Annotated in this window: 17 protein-coding genes and 1 tRNA gene; 7 read left to right on the forward strand and 11 right to left on the reverse strand. The window is 72.2% G+C overall.

Features of this window, described 5'->3' with window-relative positions; all coding sequences use genetic code 11:
• Nucleotides 1–365: 365 nt before the first annotated feature.
• Entirely contained in the window at nt 366–1,415 is a 1,050-nt protein-coding gene (locus LCD31_RS08550; RefSeq protein ID WP_224957126.1) for a hypothetical protein, read from the reverse strand.
• A 101-nt stretch (nt 1,416–1,516) separates the two neighbouring features.
• Here LCD31_RS08550 and LCD31_RS08555 point away from each other — a divergent pair, with 101 nt between their 5' ends.
• Entirely contained in the window at nt 1,517–2,137 is a 621-nt protein-coding gene (locus LCD31_RS08555; protein WP_224957127.1) for a TetR/AcrR family transcriptional regulator, read from the forward strand.
• Between the two features lie 201 nt (nt 2,138–2,338).
• Here LCD31_RS08555 and LCD31_RS08560 read toward each other — a convergent pair whose 3' ends face one another.
• Both LCD31_RS08560 and asnB read right to left on the reverse strand, forming a co-directional pair.
• Entirely contained in the window at nt 2,339–4,084 is a 1,746-nt protein-coding gene (locus tag LCD31_RS08560) for an endonuclease/exonuclease/phosphatase family protein (RefSeq protein ID WP_224957199.1), read from the reverse strand.
• Nucleotides 4,085–4,453: 369 nt separating this feature from the next.
• Nucleotides 4,454–6,316: an asparagine synthase (glutamine-hydrolyzing) gene (gene asnB / locus LCD31_RS08565; RefSeq protein ID WP_224957128.1), complete on the reverse strand. Its 1,863-nt coding sequence runs from the start codon at nt 6,314–6,316 to the stop codon at nt 4,454–4,456.
• Between the two features lie 359 nt (nt 6,317–6,675).
• Between asnB and LCD31_RS08570 the strand changes: the two genes are divergently transcribed.
• Together LCD31_RS08570 and LCD31_RS08575 are read left to right on the forward strand one after the other, a co-directional pair.
• Complete coding sequence (locus LCD31_RS08570) at nt 6,676–7,641, forward strand: hypothetical protein (RefSeq protein WP_224957129.1); 966 nt, start codon at nt 6,676–6,678, stop codon at nt 7,639–7,641.
• Nucleotides 7,642–7,680: 39 nt separating this feature from the next.
• Nucleotides 7,681–8,976, forward strand: coding sequence for a hypothetical protein (locus LCD31_RS08575; RefSeq protein WP_224957130.1), 1,296 nt, complete (start codon nt 7,681–7,683; stop codon nt 8,974–8,976).
• A gap of 276 nt (nt 8,977–9,252) precedes the next feature.
• Here LCD31_RS08575 and LCD31_RS08580 read toward each other — a convergent pair.
• The 4 genes from LCD31_RS08580 to LCD31_RS08595 form a co-directional block, all read right to left on the reverse strand.
• A tRNA-Ser gene (locus LCD31_RS08580) sits at nt 9,253–9,340 on the reverse strand.
• Nucleotides 9,341–9,391: 51 nt separating this feature from the next.
• A complete protein-coding gene (locus LCD31_RS08585; protein ID WP_224957131.1) occupies nt 9,392–9,625 on the reverse strand; it encodes a CsbD family protein in 234 nt (77 codons plus the stop codon).
• 77 nt (nt 9,626–9,702) lie between these two features.
• Entirely contained in the window at nt 9,703–10,158 is a 456-nt protein-coding gene (locus LCD31_RS08590) for a nucleoside deaminase (protein WP_224957133.1), read from the reverse strand.
• Nucleotides 10,158–10,646, reverse strand: coding sequence for a tRNA adenosine deaminase-associated protein (locus tag LCD31_RS08595; protein WP_224957135.1), 489 nt, complete (start codon nt 10,644–10,646; stop codon nt 10,158–10,160). The genes LCD31_RS08590 and LCD31_RS08595 overlap by 1 nt, the downstream gene beginning before the upstream one ends.
• A gap of 136 nt (nt 10,647–10,782) precedes the next feature.
• Here LCD31_RS08595 and LCD31_RS08600 point away from each other — a divergent pair, with 136 nt between their 5' ends.
• Together LCD31_RS08600 and LCD31_RS08605 are read left to right on the forward strand one after the other, a co-directional pair.
• The gene (locus LCD31_RS08600; protein ID WP_224957137.1) at nt 10,783–11,754 is read left to right on the forward strand and encodes a prephenate dehydrogenase; all 972 of its coding nucleotides are present in this window, start codon (nt 10,783–10,785) and stop codon (nt 11,752–11,754) included.
• A 55-nt stretch (nt 11,755–11,809) separates the two neighbouring features.
• Nucleotides 11,810–13,009, forward strand: a complete 1,200-nt coding sequence (locus tag LCD31_RS08605) for a thiolase family protein (protein WP_224957139.1) — start codon at nt 11,810–11,812, stop codon at nt 13,007–13,009.
• 165 nt (nt 13,010–13,174) lie between these two features.
• Here the strand turns inward: LCD31_RS08605 and LCD31_RS08610 are convergent, their stop codons facing one another.
• Complete coding sequence (locus LCD31_RS08610; protein ID WP_224957141.1) at nt 13,175–13,363, reverse strand: antitoxin; 189 nt, start codon at nt 13,361–13,363, stop codon at nt 13,175–13,177.
• Between the two features lie 285 nt (nt 13,364–13,648).
• On the opposite strand from LCD31_RS08610, the gene LCD31_RS08615 reads away from it, so the two are divergent.
• Both LCD31_RS08615 and LCD31_RS08620 read left to right on the forward strand, forming a co-directional pair.
• Nucleotides 13,649–14,377, forward strand: coding sequence for a TetR/AcrR family transcriptional regulator (locus tag LCD31_RS08615; protein ID WP_224957143.1), 729 nt, complete (start codon nt 13,649–13,651; stop codon nt 14,375–14,377).
• 10 nt (nt 14,378–14,387) lie between these two features.
• Entirely contained in the window at nt 14,388–15,572 is a 1,185-nt protein-coding gene (locus tag LCD31_RS08620) for a cytochrome P450 (protein ID WP_224957145.1), read from the forward strand.
• A 174-nt stretch (nt 15,573–15,746) separates the two neighbouring features.
• Here the strand turns inward: LCD31_RS08620 and LCD31_RS08625 are convergent, their stop codons facing one another.
• From LCD31_RS08625 to LCD31_RS08635, 3 genes are read right to left on the reverse strand one after another with little or no spacing between them, the layout of a single operon-like run.
• Nucleotides 15,747–16,508: a decaprenylphospho-beta-D-erythro-pentofuranosid-2-ulose 2-reductase gene (locus tag LCD31_RS08625; protein ID WP_224957147.1), complete on the reverse strand. Its 762-nt coding sequence runs from the start codon at nt 16,506–16,508 to the stop codon at nt 15,747–15,749.
• Nucleotides 16,505–17,839, reverse strand: coding sequence for an FAD-binding oxidoreductase (locus LCD31_RS08630; protein ID WP_224957200.1), 1,335 nt, complete (start codon nt 17,837–17,839; stop codon nt 16,505–16,507). The genes LCD31_RS08625 and LCD31_RS08630 overlap by 4 nt, the downstream gene beginning before the upstream one ends.
• Before the next feature lie 26 nt (nt 17,840–17,865).
• Nucleotides 17,866–19,239: an FAD-binding oxidoreductase gene (locus LCD31_RS08635; protein ID WP_224957149.1), complete on the reverse strand. Its 1,374-nt coding sequence runs from the start codon at nt 19,237–19,239 to the stop codon at nt 17,866–17,868.
• Nucleotides 19,240–19,252 lie beyond the last annotated feature (13 nt).

Genomic DNA, 19,252 nt, shown 5'->3' on the forward strand with positions numbered 1-19,252 from the left:
CCCCCCCGCGACTTGGCTGTTTTGGTGTTGTAACACCCCCCCCGCGGCCCCCCCCCCCCCCCCCCCCCCCCCCGGCCCGCCCCCCCCCCCCCCGCCGCCCCCCCCCCTTCTGCTTTCCCGGGTTCCCGGAGAACCCCGTCGGGGCCGATCGCCCCGCGAGGACTCGAACCGCTCCGCCGGGCTGCTAGGCGGAGTCGCCCAGCTCCTGCACTTCACCCTTGGACGCGTCCCGCTGCGGTTGTCCCATGACTCCCCCCTTCGTCACCCAGTGCCCACAGCGTACTCACCTTGAGTGACACCCAGAAGTGCCTACCGGAAGTTCTCGGCCCGACCGGTGCGACGATCTCCGGCCCGATTCGCGATGATCACGCGGTTGCGGCCCCCGCCGCGGCGGCCCGGTACCGCCGCGCCACCGCCGAGAAGGCGGCCTTCGGTTCCCACTCCAGGTCGGGATAGGTCGTCCCCCGCCGCCCTTCGAGGATCTTGACGATCCCCAGGCCGGCCCGGTCCAAGTCGTCCCTCGGGTCGCCGTCCGGGCGGTGCGGGTAGCCGGGCAGGGCGAACAGGAACACGAACGCGCCGTCCACGCCCTCCGCTTCGAAGATCTCCAGCAGCTCGTCCAGGTAGGCGGCCTGACCGGCCTCGTCGCGCTCGTAGGAACCGGTCAACCGCACCGGAACCCGGGTCCGCGGATCGTGCTCGACCACCTCCAGCACCCGTCCCCCGCGGTCTCCCGCGCCCCGGTAGGCCGCGGTCCCGAACCCGGTGATGGCGAGCGGCTTCGGACCGCGGGCCAGCTCGCGCACCGCTTCGCGGAACCCGTCGGCGACCTCGGCGGAGCGGATCAGCTCGAACGTCGCGAAGTCGAAGGGGGCCCAGTCGACCTGCTCGAACTGGATGGCGGCGTAGGTGAGCCCGCCCCCGAAGTACTCGCGGACCGCGGCCGCGGCGTCGCGCAGGAACGCGTTGACGCGCCCGCCGAGCTCGCGCAGCGCCGCGGCCCGCTGCTCAGGCCGGCCCACCAGCTGCTCGACCCGCTCCTCGGGGGTGTCGCCGGGCAGGAACCCGCGGTTCATCACGCTCAGCTCGACCCCCGCGACGAACACGACCTCGGCTCCTCGCCGCCGGAGCCGTTCCGCCCGCACGGCGCAGTCGCGGAACAGCGCGAGGATCTGCTCCGGTTCCAGTTCGAGCGGGTAGGGCGAGAACCAGACCTCCAGGCCGAGGTCGGCGGCGGCACCGGCGGCCAGCTCGATGCGCCGCGGGTCGCCGCCGATGATCTGGACGGCGTTGCAGTGCAGGTCGTCGCGGATGATGGCGAGCTCGCGCCGGACCACCGCGGGGTCGAAGTGCTCGCGGGACGTCCGGCCGTGCACGACGAACCCGGTGTCGTAGGTCATTCCCCTTGCTCGCATGGCGCGATCCCCTCCGTCGGTCTTCCGGCGGACGAGCGTGACAGCAAAAGTGCGCGCACGCAAGTTTGCGTGCACGCACCTGGCCGTGGGACGCTGGCGCCGTGACGACGGCACCGGGGTTGCGGGAGCGGAAGAAGCAGGCCACGCGCGAAGCACTGCGCGCGGCGGCGCTGCGCCTGGCGGTCGAGCGCGGGCCGGACCAGGTGCGGGTCGAGGACATCGCCGAGGCGGCCGGGGTCTCGCCGCGCACCTACAACAACTACTTCGCCAGCCGCGAGCAGGCGATCGTCTCCGCCGTGACCGCGGACCGGGAGTCGCGGATCGCCGCCGCGGTCGCGGCCCGGCCCGCCGAGGTGCACCTGGCCGACGCCGTCACCGACGCGGTGGTCGAGCAGCTCACCGGCACCGGCGAGCACGACCCCGAGGCGCTGCTGCTGATCACCACCCGGCCCGCGCTGCGCGACGCGTTCCTCGACACCACCGCCGGCATCGAAGGGCCGCTCGCGGCGGCCATCGCCGACCGCGCGCCCGGCACCGAGGCGACCGCCGCCCGAGTGCTCGCGGCGAGCGTCGCCGCGGCGGTCCGCATCGCCCTGGAGACCTGGCTCCAGCCGGCCGGGAGCGCCGACGGCCTGGTCGTCCCCACCGGCCCACTACCCGACCAGCTCCGCGCAGCCCTGGCCCCCCTCACCCCAGCCCTCGACGCAGCCGAGCACCCCTGACCAAGATCGTCCTTCCTGTCAGCGGCGAAGCCGATGAGCAGAAACCACCTGACCAACCGGACCACCCGCGGGTTCTCAGCGGGATTCTCGCGAGGACAGCTTTTTCCCTCGTGGCGGAGCCACTTGGGAAAAAGATCCCGCAGCGAGAATCACGCTGAGGTTCCGCCACCCCACTCCCGAGCAACGGGACCGGGAAGGCCATCAAGGCCGAAGGCGTGCGAGTTGGGGGTCGTGGTCGCTGGTCTGGTCGGCGAACTCGGCGTTCACGTGCACCACGTCGTAGTCCACCCGCCCGACGCCCGGGGTGGTGAGCACGTGGTCGAGCGCCTGGGCGTTGCCCTCGTACACGTAGCTGTACCGCTCGACCGGCGGCAGCGCGTCGGCGGCGGAGCTCAGCAGCCCGCCCTCGGTCAGCGCGGACACCGCCGGGGAGAAGCCGAAGTCGTTGAGGTCGCCGGTGACGACGACCTTCGCGCCCGGGTCGATCGCCGTGAGGTCCGCGACGAGACCGCGCACCAGCCGGGCCTGCTCGACCCGCTGCCGCTCCGACTCCCGCGCGGGCGGCTGGAACCGGCCGTGCATCGGCTGGTCGCCGCCCTTCGAGGTGAAGTGGTTCGTGACGACGAACACCTGCTCGCCGCGGAACGAGAACTCGCCGACCAGCGGCTTCCGGCTCGCCTCCCATGCCGGGTCGGCGGGCGCGATGCGGCCCGGGGAGGCGCTCAGCTCGGCGCGGTCCCCCGCGGGCACCGCGCGGACCGGCGTGACCGCGTCCCCGCCGGGACGGTCCACGAAGGACACCCGGGCCGGGTCGAACAGGAACGCCACCCGGATGTTGCCGCCCGGCTGCCCGCCGTCGGCGCCGTCCACCGGGTCGATCTGCCGCCACTCGTAGCGCGGGCCGCCCGCGGCGGCGATGGCGTCCACCAGGCGGCGCAGCGTGCCGTCGGCGGCGACCACCCCGTCGTCGGTGGCGCCGGTGTCGTCCTGCACCTCTTCGAGGGCGATCACGTCCGGGGCCGCCAGGTTCACCGCGACGCCGCGGGCCAGCCGGTCGAGCTTCGACTGCTCGTCGGTGCCCGCCAGGTTCTCCACGTTGTAGGTGGCGACGGCCAGTTCGTCCGGATCCTGCGCGCGGGTGACCTCCGGTTCGACGCCCACCGGCCGGTGCTCGCCGAGCGCCGTCGCCGCCAGCAGGTAGCCGCCGAACCGGCTGTAGTCCAGCGGCCCCTCGGTGCGCCCGGTCAGCTCGTCGCCGACGTTCGCCGCCGGGACCGGCAGGCCCACCGGCTCCACCTTCAACCGGCCCGAGTTCGGCTCGTCGTAGCCGGTGTAGGTGGTGGTGCCGCGCTCGCCGGCCTGCTGCGCGGGCTTCGAGGTGACGGTCAGCGCGCCGTACGAGTCGGTCGGGCCCACCACGCGCGCGTCGGCGACGGAGACGTTCATGTGCTCGCGGGACTCGTAGTAGTCCAGCGCGAACCGGGCCGGGTCGAGCGGCAGCGCGTCCAGCTCGCCGTCCGGGGCGTACGCCGCCGGTACCGATTCCGGGGCGATCGGCTCCGCCGCCGGGACCGGTGCCGCGCCGGTGATCTCCCAGGTGGCGCCGGACAGCTCGGTCACCGACTGGTTCGGCGTGGTCTCCGGCTGCTCGCCGTCGCCGACCGCGTAGTACTCGGCGACCGTGCCGGACACCGCCACCACGTCGCCCACCGCGACCCGCGGCGGCGCGTCCGGGGTGTAGACGAACAGGCCTTCGCTGGTGCGCGGATCGCCGTCAGGTTCCGGGTCCTGGAACCAGAAACCCGGTGCGGTGCCCTCGGTCCGGACGCCGGTGACCACGCCCGGCACACCGCTCACCCGCTGCCCCAGCAGAGGCGAGACGCGGCCCGCGCCCTGCACGTCGTGGATGCGCACCTCGGCTGCCGCCGCCGAACCCGGCAACACCATCAGCACCCCGCACGCGGCCAGCGCCCCGGCCAGCACCTTCGACGATCCCACTCCGAACCCCCAGCGCTCGAACGATCACAGCGGCGCCCGACGCTACCGCGCCCAGGTGACGCCCGAACCGATTTCACCCGTACGCCGGGCGAAACCTCGTCGATCGAGACCGCGGACCTCGCGCCGTTTCCCGTCAGCGGCGAAGCCGCTGAGCCGCCGACCACCTGAGCACCTCGCACCGCAGCGGGTTCTCAGCGTTCTCCTCGCGAGGACAGCGTTTTCTCCTGTGGCGGAGCCACCGGTGAAAACGATCCCGCAGCGAGGAGGACGCTGAGGTTCCGCCACCCCATCCCCGAGCAGCAGGGGACGACACGGTTTTCAGACCCGGATCTCCGGGCGGTGCTGCTCCAGCCAAGCCGCGATGTCGAGGGCCCGGTCCAGCTTCTCCCGTTCGTAGCCGGGGAGTTCCGCGGGCGGCGTGCTCACCGTGGCGTCGAACCACTTGCGGTAGATGACCTGGAACATCGGGTGGTCCGGGTCCGCCAGCACCTCGCGGCCCATCGCCTGCAACTTCCCCGCGTAGCCCGGGTCCTGGGTGGACGGGTACGGGCTCTTCACCCGTTGCAGCACCGATTCCGGCAGCACGTCGCGGGTGGCGGCGCGCAGGAGGCTCTTCTCCCGGCCGTCGAAGCTCTTCATCGCCCACGGCGCGTTGAACACGTACTCGACCAGCCGGTGGTCGCAGAACGGGACGCGCACCTCCAGGCCGACGGCCATGCTGATCCGGTCCTTGCGGTCCAGCAGCGCCCGCAGGAAGCGGGTCAGGTGCACGTGGCTCATCACCCGCATCCGCGCTTCGTGCGGATCTTCGCCGGGCAGCGGTTCCACTTCGGCGGCCGCGTCGCGGTAGCGGTCCTTCAGGTAGGTCATCAGGTCGATCCGGGCGTCCAGGTCCGGGTCGAAGAACTCCGACACGGCGGGCCCGCCTTCGTCCGCGGACATCTCACCGGCGGCGAACACCGGCACCATCCACGGGAAGATCTCGGCCTGCTGCGCCACCGGGTCGTGGAACCACGGGTAGCCGCCGAAGAGCTCGTCCGCGGTCTCCCCGGACAGCGCGACCGTGCAGTGCTCCCGGATCGCCTGGAACAGCAGGTACAGCGAGGTGTCCACATCGGCGGCACCCACCGAGAAGTCCTTCGCCGCCAGCACCGTCCGCCGCGTCGCCGGATCGGCCAGGGCCGCGTCGGAGAGCACGATGTCCCGGTGCACCGATCCGACGTGCCGCGCCACGTCGTGCACGAACGGCGAATCCGGCGTCGCCCGCATGTCATCCGGGCGGAAGTTCTCCGCCAGGCCCACGAAATCCACCGAGTAGCTGCGCACCCGCTCGTCCCGCGCCGCCAGCTGGCCGGCCGACAGCGCGGTCAGCGCGCTCGAATCGAGGCCGCCGGACAGCAGCACGCCCAGCGGCACGTCCGCGGTCAGCTGCCGCCGCACCGAGTCGTCCAGCAGCTCCCGGATCGTGGCGATCGTCGTGTCGAGGTCGTCGGTGTGCTCGGCGGTGCGCAACGTCCAGTAGGTGCGTTCGCGCAGCCCGTCCCGGTCCACCACGACCAGCGTGCCCGGCACCACCTCGCGCATGTCCGCCCAGATCGCGTGCCCCGGCGTCTTGATCCCGCCGAGCAGCTCGTTCACCCCGTCCGCCGCGATCACCGGCCGCACGTCCGGGTGCGCCAGGATCGCCTTCGGCTCCGAACCGAACAGCACGCCGTCCCGGGTGCGCTGGAAGTAGAACGGTTTGATGCCCATCCGGTCGCGCACCATGACGAGCTTCTCGGCGCGGCCGTCCCAGATCGCGAACGCGTACATGCCGTTGAGCCGGTCGACGAGTTCCTCGCCCCACTCCAGGTAGGCCCGCAGCACCACCTCGGTGTCGCTGGAGGTGCCGAACCGGTGGCCGCGACCGCGCAGTTCCTCGCGCAGCTCCGGGAAGTTGTAGGTCTCGCCGCTGTAGGTCAGCACCACCGGACCGTCCGGGGTGTCCGCGCGCATCGGCTGCGCCCCGCCCTCGATGTCGATCACGGCGAGCCTGCGGTGGCCGAGCGCGACGTGCCGGTCCAGCCACACCCCCGCCGCGTCCGGGCCGCGGCAGGCCATCGTCTCCGTCATCGCCGCCACGACGTCCCGCCGCCGGTTCACGTCGTCCTCGAACGACACCAGTCCCGCGATTCCGCACATGTTCCGCGCTCCTCCAGCCGCCGACGCCTGCACCGACCCACCCAGCAGCATCCCCGTCCGGAACCCGGGCATTCACCAGGATTCGGGGCGCACCGCGGCACCGGCGCACTCGACGTCGACGCCCCGCCCGACGCCGGAACGGAGCAGCGCGCCGGACCCCGCGTTCCCCGTTCGGCGGCGAGCACCGGTGCGCCGGGTCAGCACCCACCCGCCGTCCGAGCGCCTCGGATGCCCCGAACGAGCAAGCCCGCGACCTGCGCCGCGACGCAGCGAGTTTCGCTGGACCAGCGGTAGGGCGGGGCCGCGCGGCCCGGAAGCATCCGTTGGCGGCGGCTCTTTCTCCGCGCCCTGGAGGAGCATTGACGCATCCGTCCCACTGCGAACGTGCCGGCGGCGACACCTGCAAGTGCCGGTGCGCCAACACCCTGCACGGGTGGCCCGGCGCCGTCTCGCTGATCCGCGACCCGGCCCCCGACGCCCTCGACGACTTCCGGGAACGAGCCGACCGCAGGTGGGAGGCGGCCGAGCGCAAGGCTTCCGGGAGCGAGAACCGCTCCCGCTCGACGATCGGGCACAAGCGCGCCGCGGTGGACACCGCGCGCGAACACGTGCTCCGGGCGCTCCGCGCGGTGCACCGGACCGCCGAGTCCCGTGCGGAGCACCAGAGTCCCCCACCGGATTCGACGTCCGACGACGGAGCCACCGGGTCCGGTGCAGGACGGCAGGAATCTCCGCCACCTCCGACGTCCGACGAGGAAGCCGACACCGCGGCCCGGGAACGGGCGGACACCGACCGGAGGCTCGCCACCGCCCGCACCGATGTGGACCGGGTCGAAGCGGTGGGCGAGCTGCTCGGCCAGGTCCTCGACCAGGTCGAGCGGGACTTCGGCCCGCTGGGCACCGGAACCCGCGCGGCGATGGCGGAGCACTTCTGGTGCGAACTGCTCGTGCAGCTGGTCGTGGTGATCGAGGAGGCGAAGCGCGCCTGGGACGCGATTCCCCAGGTGGTGGGAAAGCAGCTCGACGAGGTGGTCAACGCAGGCCGCCGCAAGATCCCCGCCGAGGTCGTCTCCGCGTGCACGAAGCAGCTCTGGACCCGCCTCACCGAAGCGCTCGGCCTCACCGGGATCGAGCAGGCCGCCGCACTGCTGCCCGCGCTGCGGACGCTCGCGGTCGTGCTGTGCAAGTCCCCGCCCCGCCATCCGGCGGTCGTGCGGCACTGCCTGGACCCGCTCCAGGAACTGCTGCTGGACAAGGCGAAAGCGCGGTTGAAGCAGGCGTTCGGTGCGAGCCTGCTACCCGAGATCCACGCTCGGCTCGAATAGCCGCCGGCCTGTCGGTGCGTTGATCTAGTGTCCCGCGGCGTGATACCTGGATACGGACATGCGCTCGTGCTGCGGCCGGGCGAGCACCTGAGCCGCCGCGCGGTGAGCTGCCCCTCCGGCGAGTACGGCCTGGTGCACCAGCACGACGGCAACGTCGTCCTCTACCGGAACGCCGACTCGGTCGCGGTGTGGGCCACCGGCACGAACTACCAGCGGGGGGTGCTCGACTCGCCCCTGGTGTCCGATCCGGATCCGGCGTTCGGCCGCCCCGGCCGCCTCGCTCTGGAAGAGGACGGCGACCTCGTGGTCTACGCGCACACCGGCGAGCGGCTCTGGTCCACCGGCCCCCAACGCGAACCGGTCGAGTCCCTGGTGGTCCACGACTGGGGCAAGATCGCGCTGAAGAACGAGCAGGGTCACGTGCTGTGGGAATCGCCGCGCGCGCCGAAGCGCTGGGACGGCTGGAACTCCCCCGCCGACGGCCACCGGGTGCGGCGCGGGCAGACGCTGCGGAACGCCTCGCTGACCTCCGCGAACGGGGAGTACCAGTTCGTCGTCGGCGAGGAGGACGCGTGCTTCCTGTGCCGGGTGGACGGTCCGGTGCTGTGGCACGAGCCGATCCGGCGGGGCGACGGGTTCGCGCTCACCGAGGACGGCGAGCCGCGCACCGTCCGGCCGGACGGCTACGCGCTGCCCGGCATCATCGGTCCGGCGCCGGACGTGCGCGCGGAAGCGCTGCTGGTGACCGACGACGGGTTCCTCGCCCTCGTCGACGCGCACGACGAGATCCTGTGGGCGCACCGCCCGAAGCCGCTCGCCCCGGCGGTCCCGGCGAAGCGCGCCCGTCCCGCGCGGCCGACGCGCCCCGCGAACGTCCCCGAGCTGCCCGGCACCGAAGAGGTGCCCGTGGTGCGCACCGACTTCTCCGACGACGCGGCGTGGGCGGCGACCGCGGCCCGCACCACCGCCGACTACTTCGAAGGCGAACCGGACGACGAACCCTGGTCGGCGAACGTGGTCCTGGTCGACGACCGCCGCTACGCCGGACTCTCCGCGGCGCAGCTGACCGCCCTCGTCCCGGCGGACGCGGACTGGCCGCTGCTCGTCGTCGCCGACGCGCACACCATGACCGCGCCCGAGCACGACGTGCTGGTGGTCAGCCTCGACGAGGACGGCTTCGGCGAGACCCGCCGCGCCACCACCGGCGCCCTCGTCGAGATGGAGATCAACCTGTCCCTCGCCAACATGGACTGGGAGGACTTCGCGGGCGAGGAGGACTCCGGCCTGATCGAACCGATGAACGTCGAGAACCACCCGCACCCCCCGACCAGCTGACCCGGCGGGGCGTCGCGCGGAGGTTCAGCGGTGGAACGGCCGGTTCGCCGGGTACGAGGATCCACGACCCGGTCGTCGCGGACCACGAGGAACTCGACGCCGGTGGCACTGTCGTCCGCTCCGGGTCGACCCGGGATCGCGGTGCACGGCCCGGTCAGGAGGTTGCCCCCGACGAGACGGTGCCGGGAGCCGAGCCAGCTCCCCGTGCGCGGCGCCCCCGGAGAACCGGGCCCCGAACGCCGAAGAGCCGGTCCCCTGTGGGGACCGGCTCTTCGCTGGCGGTAGCGGTGGGATTCGAACCCACGGAGGCTCTCACCTCACGCGCTTTCGAGGCGCGCTCCTTCGGCCGCTCGGACACGCTACCGCCGACTAGGCTACTGCACGCTCGTTCGGCGCCTCAGGCGGGGGTCGAAGATCAGGAACCGCTGGACTCGCTCTCGCCGGAGCCCTTGAACTTGTCCTGGACGTCCTGCACGGCGCCGGCGGCCTTGTCCTTGACGTCCTGGCCGGTCTCCTTGACCTGGCCTTCGACCTGGTCGCGCTTGCCGGCGTTCTTCAGCTCGTCGTTGCCGGTGGCGTTCCCGGCCGCCTCCTTGGCCTTGCCGGTCCACTGCTGAGCCTGGTGCTTGGCCTTGTCGAACACGCCCATGATGACTCCTTCCGCAGCATTCGGTTCACGCGTGGGAGTACCCCTCATGATCCGGCATCACGCGCACGTGGCGCAGATCACCGGTGCTGGTCGAAGAATCCTTCCAGCAGCCGCGCGCACTCGGCGGCCAGCACGCCGCCCACCACTTCCGGGCGGTGGTTGCTGCGGCGGTCCCGCACCACGTCCCACAGCGAGCCGACGGCGCCGGTGCGCGGTTCCCACACGCCGAACACCAGCCGGGACACCCGGGACAGGACCAGCGCGCCCGCGCACATCGTGCACGGCTCCACGGTCACGGCGAGCGTGCAGTCGGCGAGCCGCCAGCCGTCGCCCCACTCCGCGGCGGCGGCGCGCAGCGCCAGCACCTCGGCGTGCGCGGTCGGGTCGGCGAGGTCTTCGCGGCGGTTGTGGGCGCGGGCCAGGACGCGGCCGTCGGGGGCGGCGACCACGGCGCCGATCGGCACGTCGCCGGTGGCCAGCGCACCGGGGGCGACCTCCAGCGCGGCGCGCACCAGCTCGGTGTCGCGGGGCATCACTGGTCCAGCTTCTCCAGCACGCCGGCGAACTGCTCCCCGAAACCGCAGCGCTGCGCGATCATCTCCAGCTGCTCGTCCGGGTACAGGTCGACCTCCTCGATGATCACGAGGAGTTCGCCCTCCGGGAGTCCGATGTCGGACAGGATCGACAGGTTGCCCTCCGGCCACACCTCGTCGTCGTCCTCGTCGGGGGCGTCCGCACGCAGCAGGTCCAGCACGTCCGCGGCGATGTCGTAGTCCAGGGCGGCCGCCGCGTCCGACAGCAGCAGGTCGACGCCACCGGGGATCGGGCGGATCAGCACGAAGAACTCGTCGTCCACGTTGCACATGCCGAACACCGCGCCGGTCGAGCGCAAGGCCCGCAACGCGGTGATCGTGTCGTCGAGCCCGCCCAACACCGAGCCCTCCAACGCACTGCACCGCCACCGGCCGTCCTCGCGAACCACGGCCACGGCGAAGCCCGCCTCCGGCTCCTGCCCTGTCATGCGGACCACGGTAGAGCGTGCGGGTGCCACCCGAAAGCACTATTGCGCGCTCGTGACCTTCGGCACCGCGAACGGGGGTGCACAACCGCACGACCGGGTGGCGCTGCCCCGCCCCGGGGTCGGGCAGGATGGGTCCATGCGTGCCGTGTGCGTGATCGGACTGGGATTGATCGGTGGCTCGGTGCTGCGCGCCGCCACCGCCGCCGGACGCCCCGCCTGGGGTGCCACCGCGGGAGCCGACGACGCCGCCGGGGCCCGCGGCGACGGCTACCAGGTGGACAGCACCGAGGAGGCGTTGCGCCGCGCCGCCGAGCAGGACGCCCTCGTCGTCGTCGCCACCCCGCTGACCTCGGTGCGCGCCGTGCTGCGCGAGGTCGCCTGGCACGCGCCGGAAGCGCGGCTCACCGATGTGGTCAGCGTCAAGGACCCGGTGGACGCCGAGGTGCGCGGCCTGCTGCCCGGCGCGCGCTACGCGGGCGGTCACCCGATGGCGGGCACCGCGTCCTCCGGCTGGGCCGCCGGGTCCGCCGAGCTGTTCCGCGGCGCGCCGTGGGCGGTCGTCGTCGAGGAGGGCACCTCGCTGGAGGCGTGGCGGGACGCCGCCGAACTGGCGCTGGACTGCGGTGCGCACGTCGTCGCCACCTCCGCCGCCGAGCACGACGACGCCGTCGCCCGCATCTCGCACCTGCCGCACGTGTTCGCGAACGTCCTCGCCGCCGTCGGCGCGGACGGCGGGCCGCTCGCGCTGTCGCTGGCCGCCGGGTCGTTCCGGGACGCCACCCGCGTCGCCGCCTCCGACCCGGAGCTGGTGCGGGCCATGACCGAGGGCAACCGGGTGGCGCTGCTGGACGCGGTGGACGACGCGCTGGGCCGGCTCGGCGCCGCGCGCGGCTCGCTGGCCTCCACCGGGGCGCTCAAGACCACCGTCGACGCGGGCTTCGCGGCGCGCGGCGAACTGGAGCGGGTCAGCGACCCCGAGCGGACGAGCCAGGAGGTGGTGCTGCGCGGCGACCGGGACCTGCGCAGGCTGCGGGAGCTCGGCGCGCGCGGCGGACGCATCACCGCGCTCGGCGAGGGGTCCGCCACCGTGGAACTCCCAGCGAGCTGACAGCGACTCCGCCCGCACCTTCCACCGGCGCCGCCGGTTCGGCCAGCATGGAGCCATGGCCCGCGCCTACGTCCTCGACGCCGCCCGCACCCCGTTCGGACGCTACCGGGGTTCGCTGTCCGGGATCCGCGTCGACGACCTCGCCGCCCTGCCGCTGACCGAACTGCTGTGCAGGCACGGTCCCGGCGGCAGCGGGCGGCTCGACCCGGCGCGGATCGAGGACGTGCTCTACGGCAACACCAACGGCGCCGGCGAGGAGAACCGCAACGTGGCGCGGATGGCGGCGCTGCTCGCCGGGCTGCCCGCCACCGTCCCGGGCGTCACCGTCAACCGGTTGTGCGCCTCCGGCGGTGAGGCGCTCGTGCAGGCGGCGCGGGCCGTCAAGGCCGACGAGGCCGAGCTGCTCGTCGCGGGCGGGGTGGAAGGCATGAGCCGCGCGCCGTTCGTGGTGCCGCGCGCCGAGCGGGCCATGCCGGACCGGATGGAGGCGGTGTCCACGGCCGCGGGCTGGCGGCTGGTGAACCCGCGGATGCTCTCGGCGTGGACGGTGCCGCTCGGGCACGCCGCGGAGCGGACCGCGCTGGACCTCAGCATCACCCGCGAACAGCTGGACGGGTGCGCTCTTCGCTCCCACCGGCGGGCGGCGGCCGCGTGGGACGCGGGCCTGCACGACGGGTTCGCGTTCCCGGTGACCGCACCCGACGGGGAGGTGGTGCGCCGCGACGAGTCGGTGCGGCCGGACACCGACCTGCGCAAGCTCGGCAGGCTCGACCCCGCGTTCTCCCCGGGCGGGCCGGTCACCGTGGGGAATTCGGCGCCGCTGTCGGACGGGGCGCTGGCCGCGCTCGTCGGCACCGAGGCGCAGGCCGAACGGCTCGGCGTGCGGCCGTGGGGCGAGCTGGTGGGTTCGGCGAGCACCGGGACGGAACCGCACCACTTCGCGCTGTCCGCGGTGCCCGCGATCCGCGCGCTGTTGCGCAAGCTCGGGGTGACCGCGGCCGACGTGGATCTGTGGGAGATCAACGAGACGTTCGCCGCGGTGGTGCTGGCGGTGCTGGAGCACCTGCCCGGCGTGGACCGGGAGCGGGTGAACGTGCACGGCGGCGCCCTCGCCTACGGGCACCCGCTGGGGGCGTCGATGCCGCGCATCGTGCTGGACCTGTGCCGCCACCTGCGGCACCGGGGCGGCGGGCTGGGCATCGCGGCGGCCTCGGTGGGCGTCGGGCAGGGGTTGGCGATCGCCGTCCGGGCGTGACCCGCGCCCCCGGGGCACCCGCGCGAACGGCCCCGGACGCGAGGAGAGGGGCCGTCCCCGCGCGTGCGGGACGACCCCTCTCGGGGCGCTGCCGGCCACCGCGCGGTCGGGACCACCCTCGCCAGGTCCCTCCGGTTCGGCTTCGGCCGCGCAGCGGAGCGCGGACTACTGCTTCGGTCCTGAGTCCTGGTTGCGGAAGTAGTCCTTGCCCTTCTCGGCGGCCTGATCGATCTGCTGCTCGTGGCCGAACTTCTTCTTGACCGCATCACTTCCCTTGTCGATGCCCTGTTCGACCTTGTCGCTGTGCTGCTTGCCCATGTTCAACAGCTTGTCCTTGAGGCTGCCGAGTCCCATGACAGCTCCCTTCTGGCGACGTCCTCAGGTCCTCCCGAAGCTAGACCCCCTGGCGGGGGAATGCGCGCCGGTGAGCGGCCGCCAGGCAGGCCCGTCACCGCGATCCGGCACGGAAGGGTGACATCGGCCGGGCGATCGCGAGTCTGTGGTGACGCTCCGCAGTCCGTCCCGATGCTTGCCCGCCGCTGCCCGGCGGGTCTAGCGTGACTCCGTGACCAGATGAGCGAATCCGGTCACGGAGTCCACGAGACGGCGCCGCCCGGACCGGCGCAGGAGAGGAACCCAGTGCCCCGCGACACCACCCGAGCCGACCGGATCCTCGACGCCGCGGGCGAACTGCTGCTGCGCCACGGGTACCGGAAGGTCACCGTCGACGACGTCGCCCGCCGGGCAGGCGTCGGCAAGGGCACCGTCTACCTGCACTGGAAGACGAAGGTCGCGCTGTTCCAAGGCCTCCTGCTGCGCGAGTCGATCGCGCTCGTCGACGACCTCCGCGGCGGCCTGCGGGACGACCCGGACGAGGTGCGCCCGCACCGGTTGCTGCGGCTGGCCTACCTCGTGACCTTCCGCCGCCCGCTGGCGCTGGCGCTGATCACCGGAGACGCCGAAGTCCTGGGCGAGCTCCGCCGGCCATCCGGTGCGGACCGCTCCGGCGAGGAGTGGATGCAGCGGACCAACGAGCGGTTCTACGCGGTGCTGGCCGAGTCCGGGCTGCTCCGCGACGACCTGCCCGACCTGGCCTACACGCTCAACGCCGCCGCGCTCGGGTTCTTCCTCGCCGACGACTACAAGCCCGCCCTCTCCGGCATCGATCGGGAGTCGAAGGCCGACGCCCTCGCGCACACCATCCGGCACGCGTTCGAACCACCGGCGGAGCCGGACCCGGCGGTGGTGCGCGCCGTCGCGGACCGGATCGACGCGCTGCTCACCGAACTGATCAACGGCTACCGGGAGCTGTTCGACGCGCTGGACGCGGCGAACGCCCCCCGGCGGATTCCACCCGACGTTCGATGAAGGGGACATCATGACCGCGATCGAAGACTGGGGATCACCGGCGTCGCAGTTCTGGCTGCGCGGCGAACGCCCCGGCGAGCCCGTGCAGTACGACGAGTCCACCGGGTTGTGGAACGTCTACGGACACTCCGAGACCTTGCACCTGCTCAACGACCCGGTGACGTTCTCCTCCGACACCAGCCGGTTGTTCCCGCAGGGCGACGAGTTCGCCGACGGCAACCTGGTGCGGATGGATCCGCCGGAGCACGACAAGCTGCGCAGGCTCGTCACCCACGCCTTCACCCCGAAGGTCGTCGCCGGGCTCGAACCGCGCATCGCCGAACTCACCGGTGAGCTGCTCGACGCCGTCGACGGCACCGACCGGCTGGAACTGGTCGCCGACCTCGCCTACCCGCTGCCGGTGATCGTCATCGCCGAGCTGCTCGGCGTGCCCGCCGACGACCGCGGTCTGTTCAAGCAGTGGGTGGACGCGATGTTCACCAGCGACGCGACGCTGTCGCTGAAGGACCGGACGCCGGAGCAGCAGCGCGAGCTGGACGAGGTGCTCGCCCAGGTCCGCAACCTCACCGACTACCTGGCCCCCCACGTCGACGAGCGGCGCGCGCACCCGCGCGGGGACCTGCTCACGAAGCTCGTGGAAGCCGAAGTGGACGGGGAGCGGCTCACGCGCGAGGAAGTCGTGAACTTCGCGAACGTGCTGCTCATCGCAGGGCACATCACCACCACGATGCTGCTCGGCAACACCGTGCTCTGCCTGGACGCCCATCCCGAGCACGAGGCCCGCACCCGGGCGGATCGCGGCACGCTGCCCTCGGTGATCGAGGAATCGCTGCGCTTCCTCAGCCCGTTCGCCACGCTCGGCCGGGTGACCACCGCCGAGACCGAACTCGGCGGGCAGCGCATCCCGGCCGACCAGCTGCTGATGGTGTGGGTGGCCGCGGCGAACCGGGATCCGCGGCAGTTCCCGAACCCGGACGTCTTCGACCCGACCCGCCACCCGAACCCGCAGCTCGGCTTCGGCCGCGGCATCCACTTCTGCCTCGGCGCACCGCTGGCGCGGCTGGAGGGGAAGGTCGCGCTGGACCTGCTGCTGGACCGGTTCCCGAAGCTGGCCACCGACCCTTCGGATCCGCCGGAGTTCCAGCCCAACCCGAACATGACCGGCGTGCGGAAGCTCCCGCTGCGCACCCGCTGACCGGCGGCACCGGCCCGCGGGGGTGTGCGGCCGCGCGAGGCTGAGCCGGTACCGGGTGAGCGGACCGTTCGTCCGATCCCGTTGGGCGAACGGTCCGTTCACCCCGCTGGAACCGCCCCGAGCAAGAGAAAGGGCCGCCGGTGCGCCCGGCGGCCCTCGCTCACGCGTTCCGGATCAGAACGACAGCTTGCGGAAGATCGCCCGCGGCAGGTGCCGCAGCACGACCATCACCCAGCGCATCTGCCCCGGAACCCAGATGGACTCCTTGCCCTTGCGGACGGCGTCGATGATCGCGGCGCCGACCTGCTCCGGCGTCTGCGCCATCGGGGCCGGCTTCATGCCCGCGGTGAGCTTCGTCTTCACGAAGTTCGGGCGCACGACCGTGACCTTCACGCCCGAACCCTCCAGGGCGTAGGTCAGCCCGGAGTAGAACAGGTCGATGCCGCCCTTGGCGGAGCCGTAGACGAAGTTCGTCCGGCGGGCGCGCTCACCGGCGGGCGAAGCCATCATCACCAGGTGCCCGTGGCCCTGCTTGCGCAGCTTGTTCGACAGGTGCACGCCCAGCGACATCGGCGCCACGTAGTTGACCTCCGCGGTCAGCCGGGCGGCGGCCGGGTCGGTCCAGCACTTCTCGTTGTCGAGCTGCACGCCGAAGGCGACCAGGGTGACGTCGATGTCGCCGTCGGCGAAGGCCTTCTCGACCACGTCGCCGTGCGTTTCCGGGTCGGTGGCCTCGAACTCGATGGTGCTGACCGTGCTGCCGGTCTTGCGCAGCCGCTCCGCGGCGGCTGCGACCAGGTCGGCCTCCTCGGGGCGCGCGGCCAGCACGATCCGGAGCGGGCGCTGGTTCGCGTACTGCTCCGCGGTCGCCAACGCGATGTCGGACGTACCACCGAGGATGAACAGGGACTGCGGGTTTCCAACGGCGTCGATCACAGGGCCAACCTTCGGGACAGATCGGAGTGGAAGATTCCTTGCGGGTCGACGGCGGCGCGGACCTTGCGCCACTCGTCGAGGCGGGGGTACATCTGCTGGATCATCTCGGGCGTGGTCCGCGAGTCCTTCGCGAAGTACAGACGCCCGCCCGCGCCGAGCACCACCTCGTCCAGTTCCTGGCAGAACCGGCTCAGGCCGTCCTTGATCGGGAAGTCGACGGTGATCGTCCAGCCCGGCATCGCGAACGACAGCGGCGCGCGGCTGCTGTCGCCCATCCGCTTGAGGACGTTGAGGAACGACACGTGACCGGACTCGGCGATGCGCTTCACCAGCGTGCGCAGCGCCTCGTGCTGCTCGAACGGCAGGATGAACTGGTACTGCAGGAAACCCTTGGAACCGTAGGCGCGGTTCCACTCGCCGAACATGTCCAGCGGGTGGTAGAAGGCCGTCAGGTTCTGCACCTGGCCGCGGCCCGCCTTCGGCGTCTTGCGGTACCAGACCTCGCTGAGCGTGCTGAACGTCAGCTTGTTGGCCAGCCCGTTCGGGAACACGTCCGGGAAGGTCAGCAGCTGCGGCGCGTCGAACTTCAGCGGGTCGGCGCGCAGCTTCGGCGGCAGCTCGTCGAGCTTGGCCAGCGAGCCGCGGGAGAACGCCGAGCGGCCCAGCTTCGGGCCGGTGGAGATCGCGTCGAACCACGCCATCGAGTAGTCGTAGTTCATGTCCGAGCCGTTGGAGAACAGCTCCAGCGTCTCGTCCAGGTCCTTCGTGCGGTCGGCGTCGACGATGAAGTACGCGCTCTCGGTGCGCTTCATCTTCACCTTGGCGCGCAGCACGATGCCGGTCAGGCCGACACCGCCCACCGTCGCCCAGAACAGCTCCGAGCCCTCCCCGTCCGGGGTCAGGGTGCGGACCTCGCCGTCGGCGGTGAGCAGGTCCATCGACAGCACGTGGTTGCCGAAGCTGCCGTGCGAGTGGTGGTTCTTGCCGTGGATGTCGCAGCCGATGGCGCCGCCGATGGTGACCTGGCGGGTGCCCGGCAGCACCGGGACCCACAGGCCGTGCGGCAGCGCCGCCTTCATCAGCTGGTCCAGGCTCACGCCCGCGTCCACGTCGACCACGGCCTTGTCCGGGTCGATGTCGTGGATGCGGTTCAGCGCGGTCATGTCGATGACCGTGCCGCCCGCGTTCTGCGACACGTCGCCGTAGCTGCGGCCCAGGCCGCGGGCGATGACGCCGCGCTCATCGGCCTCGCGGACTGCGCGGGCGATCGCGTCGACGTCGGGGGTGCTCAGCACGTGGGCGTGGGTCGGCGCGGTGCGCGCCCAGCCCATCAGCTTCCGGTTCTGCAACGCTGCGGTCACAGGCTCAACCTCCGGGACAGGTCGGAATGGAACACGCCCTCGGGGTCGACCGAGGCGCGGATCTTGCGCCACTCGTGGATGCGCGGGTACATCCGCTCGATCATCTCCGCCGTCGTCCGCGACTCCTTGGCGAGGTAGAGCCGCCCGCCCGCGTCGAGCACCAGCTCGTCGAGCTCCCGGCACAGCCGGTCCAGGCCCGGCGAGATGGGGATGTCGACGGTCAGCGTCCAGCCCTCGCCGGGGAACGACATCGGGGCCTCGTTGCCCTCGCCGAAGGTCTTGAGCACGTTCAGGAACGACACGTGCCCGCTCGCGCTGATCTTGTCGATGGACCGGCGGAACATGTCCTCCTGGCCGAACGGCACCATGAACTGGTACTGGAGGAACCCGTTCGGCCCGTACACCCGGTTCCACTCGCCGACCAGGTCGAGCGGGTGGAAGAACTGGGTGATGTTCTGCACGGCCCCGAACTTCGTCGGCGCCTTGCGGTACCAGACCTCGTTGAAGGCGGTGATCGTGTACTTGTTCACCAGCCCGTTCGGGAAGATCGGCGGAGCGGTCATCAGCTGCGGGGCGTTGAACTTCAACGGGTCCTTGCGCAGCTTCTTCGGCAGGTCCTCCAGCTTCGCGGAGTTCCCCCTGGTCAGCAGGGCGCGGCCCAGCTTCTCGCCACGCGCCAGCGAGTCGAACCAGGCCACGGAGTAGATGTAGTTGCCGTCGGAGCCGTCGGTGAAGTGCTCGATCAGCTCGTCGAGGTTCTTCGTCTGCACGTTGTCGACCAGGAAGTACGCCGTTTCGACGCGCTTGAGCCGGATGGTCGCCTTCAGGATGATCCCGGTCAGCCCCATGCCGCCGACCGTCGCCCAGAACAGCTCGGAACCGGCGCCCTGCGGCGACAGGGTGCGCACCGAGCCGTCGGCGGTGAGCAGGTCCAGCGACAGCACGTGGCTGCCGAACGAACCTTGCGAGTGGTGGTTCTTGCCGTGGATGTCGGAACCGATGGCGCCGCCGACGGTGACCTGGCGGGTGCCCGGCAGCACCGGGATCCACAGGCCGTACGGCAGCAGGCGGCGCATCAGCACGTCCAGCGAGACACCGGCGTCCACCACGACCGTCGCCTCGTCCGCGTCCACCTGGTGCACGCGGTTCAGCGCGGTCATGTCGATGACGGTGCCGCCCGCGTTCTGCGACGGGTCTCCGTAGCTGCGGCCGAGGCCGCGGGCGATGACGCCGCGCGCACCGGCTTCGCGGACCGCTCTCGCGATCACGTCGACGTCCGGGGTGCTCACGACCTGGGCCGAGGTCGGCGCCGTGCGCCCCCAGCCGGTCAACCGCTGGCTGGTCGCGTGTTCGTGCTGTACCGATCCCACCCAGCCGAGTCTA

The organism is Saccharopolyspora sp. 6M (genome assembly GCF_020176775.1).
GTDB classification, from domain to species: domain Bacteria; phylum Actinomycetota; class Actinomycetes; order Mycobacteriales; family Pseudonocardiaceae; genus Saccharopolyspora_C; species Saccharopolyspora_C gregorii.

What these genes read in the sequence shown, in the direction of transcription:
- LCD31_RS08550 (WP_224957126.1), bottom strand. Translation starts at nt 1,415, where the DNA reads ATGCGAGCAAGGGGAATGACCTACGACACCGGGTTCGTCGTGCACGGC.
- LCD31_RS08560 (WP_224957199.1), bottom strand. Translation starts at nt 4,084, where the DNA reads ATGGTGTTGCCGGGTTCGGCGGCGGCAGCCGAGGTGCGCATCCACGAC.
- asnB (WP_224957128.1), bottom strand. Translation starts at nt 6,316, where the DNA reads ATGTGCGGAATCGCGGGACTGGTGTCGTTCGAGGACGACGTGAACCGG.
- LCD31_RS08585 (WP_224957131.1), bottom strand. Translation starts at nt 9,625, where the DNA reads ATGGGCGTGTTCGACAAGGCCAAGCACCAGGCTCAGCAGTGGACCGGC.
- LCD31_RS08590 (WP_224957133.1), bottom strand. Translation starts at nt 10,158, where the DNA reads ATGCCCCGCGACACCGAGCTGGTGCGCGCCGCGCTGGAGGTCGCCCCC.
- LCD31_RS08595 (WP_224957135.1), bottom strand. Translation starts at nt 10,646, where the DNA reads ATGACAGGGCAGGAGCCGGAGGCGGGCTTCGCCGTGGCCGTGGTTCGC.
- LCD31_RS08600 (WP_224957137.1), top strand. Translation starts at nt 10,783, where the DNA reads ATGCGTGCCGTGTGCGTGATCGGACTGGGATTGATCGGTGGCTCGGTG.
- LCD31_RS08605 (WP_224957139.1), top strand. Translation starts at nt 11,810, where the DNA reads ATGGCCCGCGCCTACGTCCTCGACGCCGCCCGCACCCCGTTCGGACGC.
- LCD31_RS08610 (WP_224957141.1), bottom strand. Translation starts at nt 13,363, where the DNA reads ATGGGACTCGGCAGCCTCAAGGACAAGCTGTTGAACATGGGCAAGCAG.
- LCD31_RS08620 (WP_224957145.1), top strand. Translation starts at nt 14,388, where the DNA reads ATGACCGCGATCGAAGACTGGGGATCACCGGCGTCGCAGTTCTGGCTG.
- LCD31_RS08630 (WP_224957200.1), bottom strand. Translation starts at nt 17,839, where the DNA reads ATGGGCTGGGCGCGCACCGCGCCGACCCACGCCCACGTGCTGAGCACC.